Source organism: Klebsiella sp. P1927, from assembly GCF_018204675.1.
GTDB lineage: Bacteria > Pseudomonadota > Gammaproteobacteria > Enterobacterales > Enterobacteriaceae > Klebsiella > Klebsiella pneumoniae.
The window spans coordinates 86,510-98,761 of sequence record NZ_CP073377.1 but is presented as its reverse complement, the minus strand read 5'-3'; the positions used below and the strand labels follow the sequence as shown (position 1 = coordinate 98,761).

Below are 12,252 nucleotides of genomic sequence, written 5' to 3'. Positions count from 1 at the left end.
TTACAACGTCAGCTGGCACAAGGAGAATAAAATGAGTTTTTTAAAAGAGTTTCGCGAATTCGCGATGCGCGGGAACGTTGTCGATTTGGCAGTGGGTGTGATCATCGGTGCAGCATTCGGTAAAATTGTTTCATCACTGGTCGCGGATATTATTATGCCGCCACTCGGCCTGTTGATTGGCGGGATCGATTTTAAACAGTTTGCCGTCACGCTACGTGATGCCCAAGGCGATGTCCCGGCTGTGGTGATGCATTATGGGGTATTCATTCAAAACGTTTTCGATTTCATCATCGTCGCGTTTGCCATCTTCATGGCGATTAAATTGATGAATAAGTTAAATCGTAAGAAAGAAGAGGCTCCGGCGGCACCGCCAGCTCCCTCTAAAGAAGAAGTTCTGCTGAGCGAAATTCGCGATCTGCTGAAAGAACAAAACAACCGTTCTTAATCAGCAGAGAAAGCAGAAGGCCAGTGGTAAAAAAGCGATTCGCTTGCTTGCCACTGGCCTCCCGATCAATCCTTCCTGCATGTTTATCTTTACGTTGATAGCTTCCTTTCCCTTTCTTGTTTTTCTCTACGCGCTGCCTGAATAACGGATCGTGGAGAAGTGCCTCAATGGCGTTATCTTTAATTTGTCCTTTAGTATGCTGATAGCGACTCATAGTTACTCCGGTATATGTATAAACTCGGCGCGAGTGTAGATCCGCGCGTTTAAAAAATCAACGTCCGCCATTGCCGTTGCTGGCCCCTTGTTCAAGGGCCTCAAGGATAGAACAGTAAACGCTGCTGTGGGCAGTGCCGCAACAGGCATCGTTGAGCCGCTGCAGAGAGCGGCGCATCGTCTGTAGCTCTTTAATCCGCGCCTCAACTTCACTTAATCGCGCCTGAACGATCCCTTTCGACTCCTGACAGGTATGATGCTCCGGATCGATGCGGATCGACAATAATTCGCGGATCGCTTCCAGGCTGAAACCCAGTTGTCGGGCATAACGAATAAAGCGCAGCCGTTGAAGATCGTTATCCGAGTACAGACGAAATCCTCCCTCGGTGCGTATGTCATGATCCATCATCTGCTGCTTTTCATAGTAGCGGATGGTATCAGGCGTCACGTCGGCCAGTTTTGCCAGTTCACCAATACGATACATATTTACTCCTGATTTATTTTTTGCAGCAACGCATCGGCGTACTCACCGCGTAAAAAGTCGGTGTTCAGACCTGCCTGACGTAACTTCAGCTCGAGCAGGGCAAGGCGTTTGCTAAGTTCGGCATGACGCGGATCGTCCTGACGGACGCCGTTCAGTAAGTCTGCCAGAGCCAACGCTTCTTTGCGTTGCTCCAGTTCCGGAGGAAGACATCCTGCATTTTTCAGAAGGCGATAGCCTGCCCGCAACTCCGCCGGCACATGTGAATCGTCATCGAGAGTCAGCGGTTCTCCGCTGCCGGGTAAATTATCGAACTCACCTTTGGTTTGGGCATCGAGGATATGACGTTCCGCCCACTGATCCAGCAACCACATTCTACGGCTCCAGGGGATGAACAAAAAGAGTACAGATAGTGTAGTGAAATGGGGATGGGGTAGATATAAAAAAACCCGCCAGGGCGGGTTTTTTTACGTTACTACAGATTACTCTGCAGCAGCTTCTGCTTTCGGCTCAGCACGATCAACCAGCTCGATGTATGCCATCGGCGCGTTGTCGCCTGCACGGAAGCCACACTTCAGAATGCGAGTGTAACCACCGGCGCGGCTCGCGAAACGCGGGCCCAGCTCGTTAAACAGTTTTGCCACGATCTCGTTATCACGAGTGCGGGCGAATGCCAGACGACGATTAGCAACGCTATCAGTCTTGGCAAGAGTAATCAGCGGCTCAACTACGCGACGCAGTTCTTTCGCTTTCGGCAGGGTCGTCTTGATGATTTCATGACGAACCAGCGAACCTGCCATGTTACGGAACATAGCCTGGCGATGGCTGCTGTTGCGGTTCAGTTGACGACCACTCTTACGATGGCGCATGACCTTATCCTTCTCAGTAAAACCTTAACCTGTGATCCGGTTACTCGTCAGCAATGCTTGCTGGTGGCCAGTTTTCCAGGCGCATGCCCAGAGACAGTCCACGGGAAGCCAGCACGTCTTTAATCTCAGTAAGAGATTTTTTACCCAGGTTCGGCGTTTTCAGCAACTCAACCTCGGTACGCTGTACCAGATCACCGATATAGTGGATAGCTTCTGCCTTGAGGCAGTTAGCAGAGCGGACAGTCAATTCCAGATCGTCAACAGGGCGCAGCAGGATCGGATCGAATTCTGGTTTCTCTTCTTTCACTTCTGGCTGACGTACATCACGTAGGTCAACAAAAGCTTCCAGTTGTTCAGCCAGGATGGTTGCCGCACGACGAATCGCCTCTTCAGGATCGATTGTGCCGTTGGTTTCCATTTCGATGACCAGCTTGTCCAGGTCGGTACGCTGTTCTACACGCGCAGCTTCAACATTGTAGGCAATACGCTCTACAGGGCTGTAGCAGGCGTCGACCAGCAGACGGCCGATTGGGCGCTCATCTTCTTCCGAATGAATTCGGGCAGAAGCCGGCACATAACCGCGACCGCGCTGAACTTTGATACGCATGCTAATAGCAGCGTTCTCATCAGTCAGGTGGCAAATCACGTGCTGCGGCTTGACGATTTCGACATCACCGTCGTGGGTAATGTCGGCTGCGGTCACAGGGCCAATGCCAGATTTATTCAAAGTAAGGATGACTTCATCTTTACCCTGAACTCTCACCGCCAGCCCTTTCAGGTTGAGCAGGATTTCAAGGATGTCTTCCTGAACGCCTTCTTTGGTGCTGTACTCGTGCAGTACACCATCAATCTCAACCTCGGTCACCGCGCAACCCGGCATCGATGAGAGCAGAATACGGCGCAGTGCGTTACCCAGAGTATGGCCGAAGCCACGCTCTAAAGGCTCAAGGGTCACCTTGGCGTGCGTCGAACTCACTTGCTCGATATCGACCAGGCGCGGTTTTAGAAACTCTGTCACAGAACCCTGCATTGTGTCCTCTCTTTGGTACTAAGCTTTACTTGGAGTAAAGCTCGACGATCAGGTGTTCGTTAATGTCCGCAGACAGATCAGAACGCTCCGGCTGACGCTTGAACGTACCTTCCATCTTGCCAGCATCAACTTCCAGCCAGGTTGGCTTTTCACGCTGCTCAGCCAGCTCCAGAGCGGCTTTCACGCGAGATTGCTTTTTCGCTTTCTCACGAATGCTGACAACGTCATTCGCTTTAACCTGATAAGAAGCGATGTTAACAACACGACCGTTTACCATAATCGCTTTGTGGCTAACCAGCTGGCGTGCTTCAGCACGAGTGGCGCCGAAGCCCATACGGTATACAACGTTGTCCAGACGACCTTCCAGCAGAGCCAACAGGTTTTCACCGGTGTTGCCTTTCAGACGTGCTGCTTCTTTATAGTAGTTACGGAACTGACGCTCCAGCACACCGTACATACGGCGAACTTTTTGCTTTTCACGCAACTGCACACCATAGTCAGACAGACGCGGCTTACGCGCACCGTGCTGGCCAGGAGCTTGTTCAATTTTACACTTGGTATCGATCGCGCGAACGCCAGACTTAAGGAATAAGTCGGTGCCCTCACGACGGCTCAGCTTGAGCTTAGGACCCAAATATCTTGCCATTTTCTTTCTCCAACTAACCTGGAAAACGCAGCGTTATACGCGACGTTTTTTCGGCGGACGACAACCGTTATGAGGGATCGGAGTCACATCAGTAATATTAGTGATGCGGAAACCAGCGGCGTTCAGTGCACGAATGGTAGATTCGCGACCCGGACCCGGACCTTTGACCATAACTTCCAGATTCTTGATGCCGTATTCTTTTACGGCTTCTGCGCAACGCTCTGCTGCAACCTGAGCTGCGAACGGAGTGGATTTGCGAGAACCACGGAAACCGGAACCACCGGCTGTTGCCCAACCCAGTGCGTTACCCTGACGATCAGTGATGGTAACGATGGTGTTGTTAAAAGAAGCATGGATATGAGCCACGCCGTCAGAGACTTGTTTTCTTACACGCTTACGTGCACGAATTGGTGCCTTTGCCATTATTCAATCACCCCGATTATTTCTTGATCGGTTTACGCGGACCCTTACGGGTACGTGCGTTGGTCTTGGTACGCTGACCGCGAACCGGGAGACCACGACGATGACGCAAACCACGGTAGCAACCAAGGTCCATCAGACGCTTGATGCTCAGGGTGATTTCACGGCGCAGATCACCTTCAACGACAAATTTACCTACTGCTTCACGCAGAATATCAATTTGTTCTTCAGACAGCTCACTGATCTTAACATTTTCAGCGATGCCCGTTTCAGCGCAGATGGCTTTAGAACGGGTTTTGCCGATACCGAAAATAGCGGTTAAAGCGATAACGGTATGTTTGTGATCAGGAATGTTAATGCCTGCTATACGGGCCACTATGCACTCCTACTATTTAATATGTACGCACCATGCTGAAAAGCCCGTTTTCAGGATACTCAAATGGAAACGTACAGACATACAAAAGATTGGCTGGCTAATCTAGCCAGCTCAATCCAACTTTGCAAGAAAAATATGCGAAAAAATCAGCCTTGGCGCTGTTTATGCTTCGGCTCGGCACTGCAAATCACACGGATGACACCATCACGCTTAACGATTTTGCAGTTACGGCATAATTTCTTGACGGAAGCACGAACTTTCATTTTTACTCTCCGTAACTTCTCGGGCGACCAGTTTTAACGGCCGTAGCCTTTCAGGTTCGCCTTCTTCAATGCAGACTCATACTGACTGGACATCATCAGAGTTTGCACTTGAGCCATAAAGTCCATAATCACGACAACAACGATAAGCAGCGAGGTCCCACCGAAGTAGAACGGCACTTTCATCGCGTCACGCATGAACTCCGGGATCAGGCAGATAAAAGTAATGTACAACGCACCAACCAGAGTCAGGCGAGTCATCACTTTATCGATATACTTCGCCGTTTGCTCTCCCGGACGAATTCCTGGTACAAATGCACCGGACTTCTTCAGGTTATCTGCTGTTTCACGCGGGTTGAAAACCAACGCCGTGTAGAAGAAACAGAAGAAGATGATTGCAGACGCATAGAGTAACACATAAAGCGGTTGCCCAGGCTGCAAATACAGCGAAATTGTTGTCAGCCAGTTCCAACCAGTACCACCCCCGAACCATGACGTGATGGTTGCCGGGAACAGTATAATACTGGAAGCGAAGATTGCCGGGATTACCCCCGCCATATTCACTTTCAGCGGTAAATGTGTGCTCTGTGCAGCATAGACACGACGACCCTGTTGACGTTTCGCGTAGTTTACCACAATGCGGCGTTGACCACGCTCAACGAATACAACAAAGAAGGTCACTGCAAATACTAATACTGCAACCAACAGCAACAGGAGGAAGTGCAGGTCGCCTTGACGCGCTTGCTCGATAGTATGGGCGATGGCCGGCGGGAGTCCCGCAACGATACCGGCGAAGATAATGATCGAGATACCGTTACCGATACCACGTTCAGTGATCTGTTCGCCGAGCCACATCAGGAACATAGTCCCTGTGACCAGACTGACAACAGCGGTGAAATAGAATGCAAAGCCTGGATTAATCACCAGGCCTTGCATACCAGGCATATTCGGCAGACCGGTAGCAATACCGATCGACTGGAATATCGCCAGCACCAGAGTACCGTAGCGGGTGTACTGGCTGATCTTACGACGACCAGACTCCCCTTCTTTCTTCAGTTCCGCCAGCGGTTGATAAACCACCGTCAGCAGCTGCACGATGATCGATGCCGAAATGTACGGCATAATCCCCAGCGCAAAGATAGAAGCACGGCTGAGAGCACCACCAGAGAACATGTTGAACATTTCAATGATGGTGCCTCGCTGTTGCTCAAGCAGTTTGGCAAGTACAGCGGCATCAATACCAGGGATCGGAATAAAAGAGCCAATACGGAACACTATCAGCGCACCGACCACAAACAGAAGTCTGCGTTTCAGTTCGCCAAGGCCACCTTTGGCACTTTGAAAATCTAATCCCGGTTGTTTAGCCATCTGCTACTTATTCCTCAATTTTACCGCCAGCAGCTTCGATAGCAGCACGAGCACCTTTAGTCACACGCAGGCCACGAACAGTTACCGGACGAGTTACCTCACCAGACAGGATCACTTTCGCGAACTCGATCTGGACACCGATAATGTTAGCCGCTTTCAGCGCGTTCAGGTCTACTACATCGCCTTCTACGTGAGCCAGATCGGAGAGACGGATCTCTGCGGTGATCATCGCTTTACGAGAAGTGAAGCCGAATTTCGGCAGACGACGGTACAGAGGCATCTGACCACCCTCGAAACCGCGACGTACGCCACCGCCAGAACGAGATTTCTGACCTTTGTGACCACGACCACCGGTTTTACCGAGGCCAGAACCGATACCACGACCCAGGCGTTTACCCGCCTTTTTGGAGCCTTCGGCCGGAGACAGAGTATTTAAACGCATCTCTTACTCCTCAACTTTAACCATGAAGGAAACCGCGTTGACCATACCACGAACAGCAGGAGTATCCTCGCGCTCTACGGTGTGACCAATACGACGCAGACCCAGGCCAAGCAGCGTTGCCTTGTGTTTCGGCAGACGACCGATTGCACTGCGGGTTTGAGTAATTTTAATAGTCTTTGCCATGGTTTATTTCCCCAGAATTTCTTCAACGGATTTACCACGCTTGGCAGCGACCATATCCGGGGACTTCATGTTTTCCAGACCGTCGATAGTTGCACGAACCACGTTAATCGGGTTAGTGGAACCATACGCTTTAGCCAGAACGTTACGAACCCCAGCGACTTCCAGAACGGCGCGCATTGCACCACCGGCGATGATACCGGTACCTTCGGAAGCCGGCTGCATGAATACACGAGAACCCGTGTGAGTACCCTTAACCGGGTGCTGCAGGGTGCCGTGGTTCAGCGCGACGTTAATCATATTGCGACGGGCTTTTTCCATCGCTTTCTGGATCGCTGCTGGAACTTCACGCGCTTTACCGTAACCAAAACCAACGCGACCGTTACCATCGCCTACTACAGTCAGAGCTGTGAAGGAGAAAATACGACCACCTTTAACGGTTTTAGATACGCGGTTTACCGCGATCAGCTTTTCCTGCAGTTCGCCAGCTTGTTTTTCGATGTGAGCCATCTTACACCTCTACCTTAGAACTGAAGGCCAGCTTCACGGGCAGCATCTGCCAGTGCCTGGACACGACCATGATATTGGAACCCGGAACGGTCAAAGGAAACATCTTTGATGCCTTTTTCCAGAGCGCGTTCAGCGACAGCTTTACCCACAGCTGCTGCAGCGTCTTTGTTACCGGTGTACTTCAGTTGTTCAGCGATAGCTTTTTCTACAGTAGAAGCAGCTACCAGAACTTCAGAACCATTCGGTGCAATTACCTGTGCGTAAATGTGACGCGGGGTACGATGTACCACCAGGCGAGTTGCGCCCAGCTCCTGGAGCTTGCGGCGTGCGCGGGTCGCACGACGGATACGAGCAGATTTCTTATCCATAGTGTTACCTTACTTCTTCTTAGCCTCTTTGGTACGCACGACTTCGTCGGCGTAACGAACACCCTTGCCTTTGTAAGGCTCAGGACGACGGTAGGCGCGCAGATCTGCTGCAACCTGGCCGATCACCTGCTTATCAGCGCCTTTCAGCACGATTTCAGTCTGAGTCGGACATTCTGCAGTGATACCCGCAGGCAGCTGATGATCAACCGGGTGAGAGAAACCTAAAGCCAGGTTTACTACATTCCCTTTGACCGCTGCACGATAACCTACACCAACCAGCTGCAGCTTCTTAGTGAAGCCTTCGGTAACACCGATAACCATTGAGTTCAGCAGGGCACGCGCGGTACCAGCCTGAGCCCAACCGTCTGCGTAACCATCACGCGGACCGAAGGTCAGTGCATTATCTGCATGTTTAACTTCAACAGCATCGTTGAGAGTACGAGTCAGCTCGCCGTTTTTACCTTTGATCGTAATAACCTGACCGTTGATTTTTACATCAACGCCGGCAGGAACAACGACCGGTGCTTTAGCAACACGAGACATTTTTTCCTCCGATTAGGCTACGTAGCAGATAATTTCGCCACCAAGACCAGCCTGGCGCGCTGCACGATCAGTCATAACACCTTTAGAGGTAGAAACAACTGCGATACCCAGACCGGCCATAACTTTCGGCAGCTCATCTTTTTTCTTATAGATGCGCAGACCTGGGCGGCTGACACGCTGAATGCTTTCTACAACAGCTTTGCCCTGGAAATACTTGAGAGTAAGTTCCAGTTCAGGCTTGGTGTCGCCTTCAACTTTAAAATCTTCGATAAAACCTTCTTCCTTCAGCACGTTGGCGATTGCCACTTTCAGCTTGGAGGAAGGCATGGTGACCGCAGCTTTGTTCGCGGCCTGACCGTTACGGATACGGGTCAGCATATCCGCGATCGGATCTTGCATGCTCATCTGTCTTTACTCCCGTGATTCAATTGGTGACAATTACCAGCTAGCCTTTTTCAGACCCGGGATTTCACCGCGCATAGCGGCTTCACGGACCTTAATACGGCTCAACCCGAACTTCCGCAGGAAACCATGCGGACGACCTGTTTGACGGCAGCGGTTACGCTGACGAGACGGGCTGGAATCACGCGGCAGAGTCTGCAGCTTGAGAACGGCATTCCAACGATCTTCGTCGGTTGCGTTCACATCAGAGATGATAGCTTTCAGTTCAGCGCGTTTAGCGAAGAATTTATCAGCTAAAGCCACGCGCTTTACTTCGCGTGCTTTCATTGATTGCTTAGCCATTAAGTAACCCTACCTTACTTGCGGAACGGGAAGTCAAAGGCAGCCAGCAGAGCACGGCCTTCTTCGTCAGATTTCGCAGTAGTGGTAATGGTAATATCCAAACCACGAACGCGGTCGACTTTATCGTAGTCGATTTCTGGGAAGATGATCTGCTCACGGACACCCATGCTGTAGTTGCCACGACCGTCGAAAGACTTAGCGGACAGGCCGCGGAAGTCACGAATACGCGGTACAGCAATAGTGATCAGGCGCTCAAAGAACTCCCACATGCGTTCGCCACGCAGAGTTACTTTACAGCCGATCGGATAGCCCTGACGGATTTTGAAGCCTGCAACTGATTTGCGTGCTTTGGTGATCAGCGGTTTTTGACCGGAGATTGCTGCCAGGTCAGCTGCTGCGTTATCCAGCAGTTTCTTGTCAGCGATCGCTTCACCAACACCCATGTTCAGGGTGATCTTCTCGACCCGAGGGACTTGCATGACAGAATTGTAGTTAAACTCAGTCATGAGTTTCTTAACTACTTCGTCTTTGTAGTAATCATGCAGTTTCGCCATCGTACTACTCCAAATTACTTGATAGTTTCGCTGTTAGACTTGAAGAAACGGACTTTTTTACCGTCTTCGAATCTAAAGCCTACACGGTCAGCCTTGCCGGTTGCCGCATTGAAGATTGCAACGTTAGAAACCTGAATTGCAGCTTCTTTTTCAACGATGCCGCCTGGTTGGTTCAGAGCCGGAACCGGCTTCTGGTGTTTCTTAACCAGGTTGATACCTTCAACAATGACCTTGCCGGAAGACAGGACATTCTTAACTTTACCGCGCTTACCTTTATCTTTACCGGTTAACACGATAACTTCGTCATCACGACGGATTTTCGCTGCCATGATTCGCTCCTTAGAGTACTTCTGGTGCCAGAGAGATAATTTTCATGAACTTCTCGGTACGAAGTTCACGAGTTACCGGCCCAAAAATACGCGTACCGATAGGCTGCTCGCTGTTATTGTTCAGAATAACGCATGCATTACCATCGAAGCGAATGACAGAACCGTCCGGGCGACGAACACCCTTCTTGGTGCGCACCACTACCGCCTTCAGCACATCACCTTTTTTGACCTTACCACGCGGAATTGCTTCTTTGATGGTGATCTTGATGATGTCGCCTACGCCTGCGTAGCGACGGTGCGAGCCACCCAGAACCTTGATACACATTACGCGACGTGCACCGGAGTTGTCGGCGACGTTCAGCATAGTCTGTTCTTGGATCATTTTAGTGCTCCGCTAATGTCAACTACTACTGAGACCCGAAAATTAGGGTCGTTAAAAAGCCCCATATCGAGGGCGCGGCATTATAACACCACAAACCAGATATGGGTAGAAAAAATAAACGGCTCATCGCTGAGCCGTTTATCCGTATCGAGAATGCGTACTCTATTACAGAACCGCTTTCTCTACAACGCGAACCAGCGTCCAGGACTTAGTCTTGGACAGCGGACGGCATTCGCGGATTTCAACCTTGTCGCCGATACCGCATTCGTTGTTCTCGTCATGTACGTGCAGTTTGGTCGTACGTTTGATGAATTTACCGTAAACCGGGTGTTTCACCATACGTTCGATAGCAACAACAATGGATTTCTCCATTTTGTCGCTAACTACGCGACCTTGCAGAGTACGGATTTTATCGGTCATTACGCACCCGCCTTCTGAGTCAGTAAAGTCTTAACGCGTGCAACATCACGACGCACTTGCTTCAGCAGATGAGTCTGTTGCAGCTGGCCACTTGCAGCCTGCATGCGCAGGTTGAACTGCTCACGCAGCAGGTTCAGCAGCTCAGCGTTCAGCTCTTCAACGCTTTTTTCACGCAGCTCTTTTGCTTTCATTACATCACCGTCTTAGTTACAAAGGTGGTTTTGATCGGCAGTTTCGCTGCTGCCAGGCCGAATGCTTCACGGGCCAGCTCTTCCGGTACACCGTCCATTTCATACAGGACTTTACCCGGCTGAATCAAGGCAACCCAGTACTCCACGTTACCTTTACCTTTACCCATACGAACTTCCAGCGGCTTCTCGGTGATCGGTTTGTCCGGGAATACACGGATCCAGATCTTACCTTGACGCTTAACTGCACGGGTCATAGCACGACGTGCTGCTTCGATCTGACGTGCAGTCAGACGACCACGGCCAACAGCTTTCAGACCGAAAGTGCCGAAGCTAACATCCGTACCCTGCGCCAGACCACGGTTGCGGCCTTTGTGCACTTTACGGAATTTTGTACGCTTTGGTTGTAACATCAGCGACGCTCCTTATTTACGGCCTTTACGCTGCTGCTTTTTAGGTTGAGCAGCCGGTTCCGGTTGTTCAACAGCAGCCATACCACCCAGGATCTCACCTTTGAAGATCCATACCTTAACGCCGATTACACCGTAAGTGGTGTGCGCTTCAGAGGTGTTGTAGTCGATGTCAGCACGCAGAGTGTGCAGCGGTACGCGACCTTCACGGTACCATTCGGTACGTGCGATTTCCGCGCCGCCCAGACGGCCGCTAACTTCAACTTTGATACCTTTAGCGCCCAGACGCATTGCGTTCTGTACAGCACGCTTCATCGCACGACGGAACATAACGCGACGTTCCAGCTGAGAAGTGATGCTGTCAGCAACCAGTTTTGCGTCCAGTTCAGGTTTACGAACTTCGGCGATATTGATCTGTGCAGGTACGCCAGCGATATCCGCTACGACCTTGCGCAGTTTTTCTACGTCTTCGCCTTTCTTACCGATAACGATACCCGGGCGAGCGGTGTGAATGGTCACACGGATGCTCTTAGCCGGACGCTCGATAACGATGCGAGATACAGACGCTTTAGCCAGTTCTTTAGTCAGGAACTGACGTACTTTAAAATCGCTGTCCAGGTTGTCAGCGAATTCTTTGGTGTTCGCGAACCAGGTAGAGTTCCATGGTTTGACAATACCCAGGCGAATACCATTAGGATGTACTTTCTGACCCATTGCTAGTCTCCAGAGTCTCAGCGATCGGACACAACCACAGTGATGTGGCTGGTGCGCTTCAGGATGCGATCTGCACGACCTTTAGCACGCGGCATAATGCGCTTCATGCTCGGGCCTTCGTCTACGAAAATTTTCGCAACTTTCAGATCATCAATGTCAGCGCCATCGTTGTGTTCAGCGTTAGCAATGGCAGATTCCAGTACCTTCTTGACCAGTACAGCAGCTTTTTTGTTGGTGTAGGTCAGAATATCCAGGGCCTGCGACACTTTCTTACCGCGAATCAGGTCAGCTACAAGGCGAACCTTCTGAGCAGAAGAACGAGCATGGCGATGTTGAGCTAAAGTTTCCATCTCTTCCTCC

At 50.8% G+C, this 12,252-nt stretch carries 26 protein-coding genes; 1 reads left to right on the top strand and 25 read right to left on the bottom strand.

Going from position 1 to position 12,252, the window contains the following annotated elements:
* Nucleotides 1–31 precede the first annotated feature (31 nt).
* Entirely contained in the window at nucleotides 32–445 is a 414-nt protein-coding gene (gene mscL, locus KB892_RS00550) for a large-conductance mechanosensitive channel protein MscL (protein ID WP_004145325.1), read from the top strand.
* Here the strand turns inward: mscL and KB892_RS00545 are convergent.
* The 25 genes from KB892_RS00545 to rplV form a co-directional block, all read right to left on the bottom strand.
* On the bottom strand, nucleotides 381–659 hold the full coding sequence (locus KB892_RS00545) for an alternative ribosome-rescue factor A (protein WP_004145324.1): 279 nt from the start codon (nucleotides 657–659) through the stop codon (nucleotides 381–383). The two genes, mscL and KB892_RS00545, sit on opposite strands and share 65 nt — an antisense overlap.
* Before the next feature lie 57 nt (nucleotides 660–716).
* The gene (gene zntR / locus KB892_RS00540) at nucleotides 717–1,142 is read right to left on the bottom strand and encodes a Zn(2+)-responsive transcriptional regulator (protein WP_002919201.1); all 426 of its coding nucleotides are present in this window, start codon (nucleotides 1,140–1,142) and stop codon (nucleotides 717–719) included.
* 2 nt (nucleotides 1,143–1,144) lie between these two features.
* Nucleotides 1,145–1,513, bottom strand: a complete 369-nt coding sequence (locus tag KB892_RS00535) for a DnaJ family domain-containing protein (protein ID WP_002919204.1) — start codon at nucleotides 1,511–1,513, stop codon at nucleotides 1,145–1,147.
* A 108-nt stretch (nucleotides 1,514–1,621) separates the two neighbouring features.
* The gene (gene rplQ / locus KB892_RS00530) at nucleotides 1,622–2,008 is read right to left on the bottom strand and encodes a 50S ribosomal protein L17 (RefSeq protein WP_002919206.1); all 387 of its coding nucleotides are present in this window, start codon (nucleotides 2,006–2,008) and stop codon (nucleotides 1,622–1,624) included.
* Between the two features lie 40 nt (nucleotides 2,009–2,048).
* Nucleotides 2,049–3,038: a DNA-directed RNA polymerase subunit alpha gene (locus tag KB892_RS00525; protein ID WP_002919219.1), complete on the bottom strand. Its 990-nt coding sequence runs from the start codon at nucleotides 3,036–3,038 to the stop codon at nucleotides 2,049–2,051.
* Between the two features lie 25 nt (nucleotides 3,039–3,063).
* The gene (gene rpsD, locus KB892_RS00520; protein WP_002919224.1) at nucleotides 3,064–3,684 is read right to left on the bottom strand and encodes a 30S ribosomal protein S4; all 621 of its coding nucleotides are present in this window, start codon (nucleotides 3,682–3,684) and stop codon (nucleotides 3,064–3,066) included.
* A 33-nt stretch (nucleotides 3,685–3,717) separates the two neighbouring features.
* Nucleotides 3,718–4,107, bottom strand: coding sequence for a 30S ribosomal protein S11 (rpsK, locus tag KB892_RS00515; protein ID WP_002919257.1), 390 nt, complete (start codon nucleotides 4,105–4,107; stop codon nucleotides 3,718–3,720).
* A gap of 16 nt (nucleotides 4,108–4,123) precedes the next feature.
* Entirely contained in the window at nucleotides 4,124–4,480 is a 357-nt protein-coding gene (gene rpsM / locus KB892_RS00510; protein WP_002919259.1) for a 30S ribosomal protein S13, read from the bottom strand.
* Nucleotides 4,481–4,626: 146 nt separating this feature from the next.
* Nucleotides 4,627–4,743 (bottom strand): 50S ribosomal protein L36, encoded by a 117-nt coding sequence (gene rpmJ, locus KB892_RS00505; protein WP_000868187.1) that lies wholly within the window; start codon nucleotides 4,741–4,743, stop codon nucleotides 4,627–4,629.
* 33 nt (nucleotides 4,744–4,776) lie between these two features.
* Nucleotides 4,777–6,108 carry a preprotein translocase subunit SecY gene (gene secY, locus KB892_RS00500; protein WP_002919515.1) on the bottom strand — a complete coding sequence of 444 codons (1,332 nt, stop codon included), beginning with the start codon at nucleotides 6,106–6,108 and terminating at the stop codon, nucleotides 4,777–4,779.
* 7 nt (nucleotides 6,109–6,115) lie between these two features.
* Nucleotides 6,116–6,550, bottom strand: a complete 435-nt coding sequence (rplO, locus tag KB892_RS00495; RefSeq protein ID WP_002919516.1) for a 50S ribosomal protein L15 — start codon at nucleotides 6,548–6,550, stop codon at nucleotides 6,116–6,118.
* A gap of 3 nt (nucleotides 6,551–6,553) precedes the next feature.
* Nucleotides 6,554–6,733, bottom strand: coding sequence for a 50S ribosomal protein L30 (gene rpmD, locus KB892_RS00490; protein ID WP_001140434.1), 180 nt, complete (start codon nucleotides 6,731–6,733; stop codon nucleotides 6,554–6,556).
* Between the two features lie 3 nt (nucleotides 6,734–6,736).
* Nucleotides 6,737–7,240: a 30S ribosomal protein S5 gene (gene rpsE / locus KB892_RS00485; protein ID WP_002919545.1), complete on the bottom strand. Its 504-nt coding sequence runs from the start codon at nucleotides 7,238–7,240 to the stop codon at nucleotides 6,737–6,739.
* Nucleotides 7,241–7,254: 14 nt separating this feature from the next.
* A complete protein-coding gene (rplR, locus tag KB892_RS00480; protein ID WP_000358960.1) occupies nucleotides 7,255–7,608 on the bottom strand; it encodes a 50S ribosomal protein L18 in 354 nt (117 codons plus the stop codon).
* Nucleotides 7,609–7,617: 9 nt separating this feature from the next.
* On the bottom strand, nucleotides 7,618–8,151 hold the full coding sequence (rplF, locus tag KB892_RS00475; protein WP_002919662.1) for a 50S ribosomal protein L6: 534 nt from the start codon (nucleotides 8,149–8,151) through the stop codon (nucleotides 7,618–7,620).
* Between the two features lie 12 nt (nucleotides 8,152–8,163).
* A complete protein-coding gene (gene rpsH, locus KB892_RS00470) occupies nucleotides 8,164–8,556 on the bottom strand; it encodes a 30S ribosomal protein S8 (RefSeq protein ID WP_002919665.1) in 393 nt (130 codons plus the stop codon).
* 33 nt (nucleotides 8,557–8,589) lie between these two features.
* Nucleotides 8,590–8,895 carry a 30S ribosomal protein S14 gene (gene rpsN / locus KB892_RS00465; protein WP_002919667.1) on the bottom strand — a complete coding sequence of 102 codons (306 nt, stop codon included), beginning with the start codon at nucleotides 8,893–8,895 and terminating at the stop codon, nucleotides 8,590–8,592.
* A 14-nt stretch (nucleotides 8,896–8,909) separates the two neighbouring features.
* On the bottom strand, nucleotides 8,910–9,449 hold the full coding sequence (gene rplE, locus KB892_RS00460) for a 50S ribosomal protein L5 (protein ID WP_001096200.1): 540 nt from the start codon (nucleotides 9,447–9,449) through the stop codon (nucleotides 8,910–8,912).
* Nucleotides 9,450–9,463: 14 nt separating this feature from the next.
* Complete coding sequence (gene rplX, locus KB892_RS00455; protein ID WP_000729185.1) at nucleotides 9,464–9,778, bottom strand: 50S ribosomal protein L24; 315 nt, start codon at nucleotides 9,776–9,778, stop codon at nucleotides 9,464–9,466.
* A 10-nt stretch (nucleotides 9,779–9,788) separates the two neighbouring features.
* Nucleotides 9,789–10,160 carry a 50S ribosomal protein L14 gene (gene rplN, locus KB892_RS00450; RefSeq protein ID WP_002919748.1) on the bottom strand — a complete coding sequence of 124 codons (372 nt, stop codon included), beginning with the start codon at nucleotides 10,158–10,160 and terminating at the stop codon, nucleotides 9,789–9,791.
* 165 nt (nucleotides 10,161–10,325) lie between these two features.
* Nucleotides 10,326–10,580 (bottom strand): 30S ribosomal protein S17, encoded by a 255-nt coding sequence (gene rpsQ / locus KB892_RS00445; protein ID WP_002919751.1) that lies wholly within the window; start codon nucleotides 10,578–10,580, stop codon nucleotides 10,326–10,328.
* A complete protein-coding gene (gene rpmC / locus KB892_RS00440) occupies nucleotides 10,580–10,771 on the bottom strand; it encodes a 50S ribosomal protein L29 (RefSeq protein ID WP_002919754.1) in 192 nt (63 codons plus the stop codon). The genes rpsQ and rpmC overlap by 1 nt, the downstream gene beginning before the upstream one ends.
* Nucleotides 10,771–11,181: a 50S ribosomal protein L16 gene (gene rplP / locus KB892_RS00435; protein ID WP_002919759.1), complete on the bottom strand. Its 411-nt coding sequence runs from the start codon at nucleotides 11,179–11,181 to the stop codon at nucleotides 10,771–10,773. Before rplP ends, rpmC begins: the two co-directional genes overlap by 1 nt.
* Nucleotides 11,182–11,193: 12 nt before the next feature.
* Nucleotides 11,194–11,892, bottom strand: coding sequence for a 30S ribosomal protein S3 (rpsC, locus tag KB892_RS00430; RefSeq protein ID WP_002919766.1), 699 nt, complete (start codon nucleotides 11,890–11,892; stop codon nucleotides 11,194–11,196).
* Between the two features lie 17 nt (nucleotides 11,893–11,909).
* Complete coding sequence (gene rplV, locus KB892_RS00425; protein WP_002919773.1) at nucleotides 11,910–12,242, bottom strand: 50S ribosomal protein L22; 333 nt, start codon at nucleotides 12,240–12,242, stop codon at nucleotides 11,910–11,912.
* Between the last annotated feature and the right edge of the window lie 10 nt (nucleotides 12,243–12,252).

What these genes read in the sequence shown, in the direction of transcription:
- mscL (WP_004145325.1), top strand. Translation starts at nt 32, where the DNA reads ATGAGTTTTTTAAAAGAGTTTCGCGAATTCGCGATGCGCGGGAACGTT.
- KB892_RS00545 (WP_004145324.1), bottom strand. Translation starts at nt 659, where the DNA reads ATGAGTCGCTATCAGCATACTAAAGGACAAATTAAAGATAACGCCATT.
- zntR (WP_002919201.1), bottom strand. Translation starts at nt 1,142, where the DNA reads ATGTATCGTATTGGTGAACTGGCAAAACTGGCCGACGTGACGCCTGAT.
- KB892_RS00535 (WP_002919204.1), bottom strand. Translation starts at nt 1,513, where the DNA reads ATGTGGTTGCTGGATCAGTGGGCGGAACGTCATATCCTCGATGCCCAA.
- rplQ (WP_002919206.1), bottom strand. Translation starts at nt 2,008, where the DNA reads ATGCGCCATCGTAAGAGTGGTCGTCAACTGAACCGCAACAGCAGCCAT.
- KB892_RS00525 (WP_002919219.1), bottom strand. Translation starts at nt 3,038, where the DNA reads ATGCAGGGTTCTGTGACAGAGTTTCTAAAACCGCGCCTGGTCGATATC.
- rpsD (WP_002919224.1), bottom strand. Translation starts at nt 3,684, where the DNA reads ATGGCAAGATATTTGGGTCCTAAGCTCAAGCTGAGCCGTCGTGAGGGC.
- rpsK (WP_002919257.1), bottom strand. Translation starts at nt 4,107, where the DNA reads ATGGCAAAGGCACCAATTCGTGCACGTAAGCGTGTAAGAAAACAAGTC.
- rpmJ (WP_000868187.1), bottom strand. Translation starts at nt 4,743, where the DNA reads ATGAAAGTTCGTGCTTCCGTCAAGAAATTATGCCGTAACTGCAAAATC.
- secY (WP_002919515.1), bottom strand. Translation starts at nt 6,108, where the DNA reads ATGGCTAAACAACCGGGATTAGATTTTCAAAGTGCCAAAGGTGGCCTT.
- rplO (WP_002919516.1), bottom strand. Translation starts at nt 6,550, where the DNA reads ATGCGTTTAAATACTCTGTCTCCGGCCGAAGGCTCCAAAAAGGCGGGT.
- rpmD (WP_001140434.1), bottom strand. Translation starts at nt 6,733, where the DNA reads ATGGCAAAGACTATTAAAATTACTCAAACCCGCAGTGCAATCGGTCGT.
- rpsE (WP_002919545.1), bottom strand. Translation starts at nt 7,240, where the DNA reads ATGGCTCACATCGAAAAACAAGCTGGCGAACTGCAGGAAAAGCTGATC.
- rplR (WP_000358960.1), bottom strand. Translation starts at nt 7,608, where the DNA reads ATGGATAAGAAATCTGCTCGTATCCGTCGTGCGACCCGCGCACGCCGC.
- rplF (WP_002919662.1), bottom strand. Translation starts at nt 8,151, where the DNA reads ATGTCTCGTGTTGCTAAAGCACCGGTCGTTGTTCCTGCCGGCGTTGAT.
- rpsH (WP_002919665.1), bottom strand. Translation starts at nt 8,556, where the DNA reads ATGAGCATGCAAGATCCGATCGCGGATATGCTGACCCGTATCCGTAAC.
- rpsN (WP_002919667.1), bottom strand. Translation starts at nt 8,895, where the DNA reads ATGGCTAAGCAATCAATGAAAGCACGCGAAGTAAAGCGCGTGGCTTTA.
- rplE (WP_001096200.1), bottom strand. Translation starts at nt 9,449, where the DNA reads ATGGCGAAACTGCATGATTACTACAAAGACGAAGTAGTTAAGAAACTC.
- rplX (WP_000729185.1), bottom strand. Translation starts at nt 9,778, where the DNA reads ATGGCAGCGAAAATCCGTCGTGATGACGAAGTTATCGTGTTAACCGGT.
- rplN (WP_002919748.1), bottom strand. Translation starts at nt 10,160, where the DNA reads ATGATCCAAGAACAGACTATGCTGAACGTCGCCGACAACTCCGGTGCA.
- rpsQ (WP_002919751.1), bottom strand. Translation starts at nt 10,580, where the DNA reads ATGACCGATAAAATCCGTACTCTGCAAGGTCGCGTAGTTAGCGACAAA.
- rpmC (WP_002919754.1), bottom strand. Translation starts at nt 10,771, where the DNA reads ATGAAAGCAAAAGAGCTGCGTGAAAAAAGCGTTGAAGAGCTGAACGCT.
- rplP (WP_002919759.1), bottom strand. Translation starts at nt 11,181, where the DNA reads ATGTTACAACCAAAGCGTACAAAATTCCGTAAAGTGCACAAAGGCCGC.
- rpsC (WP_002919766.1), bottom strand. Translation starts at nt 11,892, where the DNA reads ATGGGTCAGAAAGTACATCCTAATGGTATTCGCCTGGGTATTGTCAAA.
- rplV (WP_002919773.1), bottom strand. Translation starts at nt 12,242, where the DNA reads ATGGAAACTTTAGCTCAACATCGCCATGCTCGTTCTTCTGCTCAGAAG.